The organism is Xanthovirga aplysinae, from assembly GCF_009711365.1.
Taxonomy (GTDB): domain Bacteria; phylum Bacteroidota; class Bacteroidia; order Cytophagales; family Cyclobacteriaceae; genus Xanthovirga; species Xanthovirga aplysinae.
In genome coordinates, this window is the sequence record NZ_SMMB01000745.1 from 1 (window position 1) to 3635 (window position 3635).

Annotated in this window: 5 protein-coding genes; 2 read left to right on the forward strand and 3 right to left on the reverse strand. The window is 35.5% G+C overall.

Annotated elements, in window-relative coordinates:
• The coding region (locus E1171_RS23655; RefSeq protein WP_187696266.1) for a hypothetical protein at positions 1-421 on the forward strand (421 nt) is incomplete at its 5' end.
• 85 nt (positions 422-506) lie between these two features.
• On the opposite strand, the gene E1171_RS04990 is transcribed toward E1171_RS23655, so the two are convergent.
• The 3 genes from E1171_RS04990 to E1171_RS05000 form a co-directional block, all read right to left on the reverse strand.
• Positions 507-1055: a hypothetical protein gene (locus E1171_RS04990; RefSeq protein WP_155204694.1), complete on the reverse strand. Its 549-nt coding sequence runs from the start codon at positions 1053-1055 to the stop codon at positions 507-509.
• A gap of 307 nt (positions 1056-1362) precedes the next feature.
• Entirely contained in the window at positions 1363-1812 is a 450-nt protein-coding gene (locus tag E1171_RS04995) for a hypothetical protein (RefSeq protein WP_155204696.1), read from the reverse strand.
• 156 nt (positions 1813-1968) lie between these two features.
• Positions 1969-2721, reverse strand: coding sequence for a tetratricopeptide repeat protein (locus E1171_RS05000; RefSeq protein WP_155204698.1), 753 nt, complete (start codon positions 2719-2721; stop codon positions 1969-1971).
• Positions 2722-2909: 188 nt separating this feature from the next.
• On the opposite strand from E1171_RS05000, the gene E1171_RS05005 reads away from it, so the two are divergent.
• On the forward strand, positions 2910-3635 hold a 726-nt coding region (locus E1171_RS05005; protein WP_155204699.1), incomplete at its 3' end, for a transporter substrate-binding domain-containing protein.

The window sequence follows — 3635 nt, forward strand, 5'->3', positions numbered from 1 at the left end:
GAAAGCCAAAAGAAAGCGGGAGCAGGAAATGGGAAATATTGACCGGGAAAAGGGCCCTGTTATGGAAGAACCCGAAAGAAGAGAGCGGTCGATGGGATTTGAGGATTGGATGGAACAATTAGAGGTAGAAGAGACTAGAGAAGAGGTGTTAGAAAATATTTCCTATAAAGAGGTGAAGCCTTCTTTTGTTATGGAAGAAAGATTGAAGGCTGAGAAAAGACAGGTGGAGGTTAAAGACGAAATTGAGAAGGTGGAAGTTGTTGAGCCGGAGGCAAGAGAAGAAGCTCTTGTTTTTAAGCCATTTTCTAGCTTTGGCGATGAAGAGCGAAAATCTACCGAAATATTAGAGAAGATCCGGGATAATCCTGACTGGGCCAAAGAGGCTGTTATTATGAGTGAAATCATTCACAGGAAATATTAAGATTAATCCTAATTGGTTTTTCGGTTAGGGTGAAATAATTATCGTTGCCGCAAATTATTGGGTTTCTAACAGGGGGGAAATATAATTAATCAGAGTGTTTTTCGTCCGCAAGGTAACGGAAATTCTCGAAAAATTCGTGCGTTTTTACTATTTCAAAAACTTCCTCTTCTACCTGTTGGTAGGATTGAACTTTGAAGGTTTGGCCTTGGTAATGCAATTTTTTCCTTTCCCCAACCTCTCTTATATAAGCCTTTGGATCGTATTGATTTTCTACCAATTCTTTAGCTCTATATTCAGCAATTATCCCTTTTGCTTTGCAGGCCAAGTCAAAGCTGGTTTGAGTTCTCATATCCACAACCATATAAACAAAGAATGAAGTTTTCCCATTGTACCGTTGTTTGAGCATAATCATGGCGATGGCCTCTCCATTAATGGAAACAACGAAAAAATAGGGCATCAGGGAAACGGCTTGTTCAAAAGCAATGGCTGTACTATTAACTTTCGTTTTTAGATTTTTTTTTCTAATCCCGTCTACATTATTTTTCAAGGTGTAATAGTTAGCAAAGACCTCGTACTCCTCCACTTTACTTAAACTTATTCTTTCTGCATTAAAGGCTGGAATAAGAGCTTGCATATTTTGAGTATAGCTTTGGAAACTGCACAATAGGAGCGAGCAAAGGCATAGCCATGATTTCATATCTTTTGATGTTTGGGGTGTGGATAGGAAGGAATATGTCGAGGAGTCTGGCGAAATTTTCGTCAGAAGTCATTGGAAATCATTTCCAGATCACACCACAGTTACACACAATTTACTTTCCTCTGAAACAAGAGATGCAAGCAATGAGTTCTATGCGGAACGTAAATAATGAATAGTGAATAAATAACAATTAAAAATGAGGTAATTGCGGCTAGATATGTCCTTACTAGTTATTCATTATAAATTATTCACTCTTAATAAGGGTTTTGCCTTTTTCAATTTCCTGAATGGTCAATGCTAAATTTTTTAATTTTTCATTTGGATTATAATCGTCAAATTGAGAACTCTTATATTCTTTACCGTCTGATTGAATAGAAAGGCGGGAGGAAAATGCCCTGTCAGTTGCCCGAAGGTTAGTTGGAGATTGTAATTGCGGAATTTCGACTAGATTTACACGCTCAAGAGATTTGCATAAATTTCTCCATTCTTTTTTACTTATTTTTCCTTTGTATTCTTTTTGGCTTCTACCAGAGGTTCTAATATGAATACTGTCAGGAGTAAAGATGAGTTCTTTATGAAATCCTCTTGTACCCGATTTGAAGGTGATTTTCTGAATTTCGTCGCTTTTTTGCAGAGTAAATGAAAATCCAAGAACTAAAATTAGAAAGGAGAAAAGGTAAAGTGTGGCCCTCATAAAAATATATCTTTGTTACAAATGATCAATTAATATAAGAAATATAACCGAAAATCTCTTAATTATTGAATTGTACGATATAAGGAATAATAAAAGTTTTAAAGCTAAGGTTGTGAATACTTTATTTATTCTTTTTATTACTCATCTCATTTTTCTCTATTTTTTCTTCCAGGTATTTTTTATTAAAGTTTTGGAAAAATCTATGAAATCTAGAAAAGTATCTTTGGAAGTTAATACATCGCGAATGGTTTTTAAATAGAAAGAAAATGCATCCCCTTTAGAATTTTGAGTCTCATCCTCCTTTGAACCTGATTTTTGTTTCCTTTCCTTTGTAAATTGGGGGGCTTTTTCTATATGTGGAGTTGTTTGAAGTTGTTTCTTTTGAGGGTCAAAGATTGGGTCTAAGGCATCCGCTTTAGTAAAACTTTCTTTGGCTTTATCTATATGACCTTTTTTTTCTAATATCAATCCTAAATTATTGTGAATTATCGCATCTTCAGGATCTAATTTTATGGCCATTTGGTAATCCTCCACAGCTCCATCTAAGTCTCCCAATTTTTCCCGAATAAAAGCTCTGCTAGAATAGCGGTAAGGGTTCTTGGGATCTAATTTTTGAGCCTTGTTAAGATCTGTGATGGCTTTTTCCGATTGCTTATTGAGAAAATAGGCTACCGCTCGTTCACTATATAAAGTAGGGTTTGTGGGGTCACCCTCAATAGCCAGACTAAAATCCACGATACTGGGTTTTATTTGTTTTAGTTTAAATTTGGCTAAACCTCTATGGTAGATGCTGTTAGTGTGTTGAGGTTCCAGTTTTAGGGCTTTGCTAAATGAATGAATAGCTTCTTCAAATCGATCTTCCCTAATTCTTTCTTTTCCTTCTTTATAATAAGCCTCAAATGTTCCCATATTTTCCCTCTTATAAATTTTCCCGGGCAAATTTCGGTTTACTTTTTTACTTTACCAAAATCCTACGCTTTTCAATTGAGATAATTGCCTTTAAAGTGCGTGTTTTAGTTCTTTTCTTGAAAAACATAAGTTCCTTCTTTGCTATTATAAAGTTATAGCGAATACTAGGGATTGGATTTTCTAAATAGATGTGGAAATTTTTCTTACTGTGCACTGGATTTCAATTTGGACTAGTCTTAAATCTTAAGGCTCAGGATTCTGAACAAAGGGTTGGGGCAATTGAGAAAAGAAGGCCTTTAACGGTTGCATTAAATAAATATGAAATACCCCTTTCTTTTGAGGAAAATGGACAGATTAAGGGTTTTTATGTGGACCTATTAAATGCAATTGGGAAAGAAACCGGTCTAAAATTTAAAATTGTGTTGAAGGAATGGGCTGAAATATATGAGCAATTTACTCAATACTCCTCTTTTGATCTAACCACTCTTTATTATAGTAAGGAAAGGGCCACTAAATTCGAATATTCAACTACATTGCTCATTATAGACCATGTTTTTATAAGTCGCAAAGGTTCTTTTTTAATGGGACTTCCTTCGTTAAGAGACCAACGAATTTTGGTGGAGAAAAAATCTCTTGTATCTCAACGGCTTCTCGAGCAATATCCAGATCTTCGTTTGGTGGAAGTCCCCTCAGAATCCTATGCTCTTCAGGAGGTTTCAAAAGGTAAATATGATTTGGCCATTGTGGATGAGTTTCAAGCCCAGCGACTAGATCTTATTCCCGATTATAAAGGGTTAAAAGTAATTGGTGCAGATATTTTGCCAATGGAGCAATGCTTTGCCGTTCATAAAGGGGATACGGCCTTATTGGCCCGGATAAATTTTGGTTTGGAAAGAATAAAAAGAAAAGGAATA